Origin of the sequence: Mesorhizobium sp. M1182, from assembly GCF_040318335.1 — a bacterium.
Taxonomy (GTDB): domain Bacteria; phylum Pseudomonadota; class Alphaproteobacteria; order Rhizobiales; family Rhizobiaceae; genus Mesorhizobium.
Genome location: NZ_JAMYMD010000076.1, coordinates 1 through 1010, shown reverse-complemented (window position 1 = coordinate 1010; position 1010 = coordinate 1). Strand labels below are relative to the sequence as shown.

2 protein-coding genes are annotated in these 1010 nt (G+C 65.5%); both read right to left on the bottom strand.

Annotated elements, in window-relative coordinates; genetic code table 11:
- Nucleotides 1–419 (bottom strand): ATP-binding protein (locus tag NKH33_RS33105; protein ID WP_352923736.1); only part of this gene is annotated, 419 nt, incomplete at its 3' end.
- A 16-nt stretch (nucleotides 420–435) separates the two neighbouring features.
- Nucleotides 436–1010 (bottom strand): Mu transposase domain-containing protein (locus tag NKH33_RS33100; protein WP_502906793.1); only part of this gene is annotated, 575 nt, incomplete at its 5' end.

Below are 1010 nucleotides of genomic sequence, written 5' to 3'. Positions count from 1 at the left end.
AACAGACGTGGCATGCGCAGGTAGAGCACGGAATGGTCGAGCCGGGCGGCCTGACGTGCGAAGGCGCAGGCCAGCCAGGTCTTTCCGGTGCCGGTCTGCCCGGTGATGATGAGGTTTTCATGCGCCTTCAGCCAGGCGCCATGGGCGAGCGATAGCGTATTGCGCCGGTCGAGCCCGCGATGTGCGGCGAAGTCGATATTCTCGATGCAGGCATCGGCAAAGCGCAGCCTGGCAACGGCGAGATGGTTGGTCACACGCTTGTCGGCACGCCTGGCGGCTTCACGATCGAGCATCAGGCCAAGCCACTCGTCGCGACTGAGATCGTCGGCGTTGCTCTGGTCGGCCAGGTCCCGATAGGCGGCGGCCATTCCGCCAAGGCCGAGAGCCTGCATCTGGTCGAGGGTTGGATGTGTCAGCATGGTTGGTTTCCTTCCTTCATTGATAATAGGAGCCGCCGCGGATGTTGGTGTGCGATGGCGTGGGCTTGACCGGCTCGGCCGCGGGCGGCACGCGGTCGAGGCCGGATTTGAGGATGGCGTTGACGGAGGAGTAGGTGATCGCATTGATGGTCAGCGCCCGCGCGCAGGCCGCCTCGAGCCGATCCCGCTCGTAGCGACGGGCCAGCGAGAGGATGCCAAACGCGGAGCGGTATCCCTGCTCGGGATGGGGACGGTCGCGCATCATCCGCTCGACCAGCATGGCGGTGTTGGCGCCGATCCCGGCTGCCTGCCGGATCAGGTTCGCCGGCGTCGTGTTGGCATAGCGCTGATGCGCCTTGGGCATGTGCTCGTTGACGGTGACATGGCCGCAGCGCTGCGAGCGGCGGACATGGCTGGCGACGCGCTTGTGATCATGGAAGAGCTCGACCACCCGGTGGGTGAGCCGCACATCCACGCGCCGCCCGATCAGCGCGTGCGGCACCGAGTAGAAGGTCCTGTCGATCTCGACATGGTAGTCGGGATGCACCTTGGCCGATTTCCACTCCGCATATTCGAACGGCGCCGGCGGCA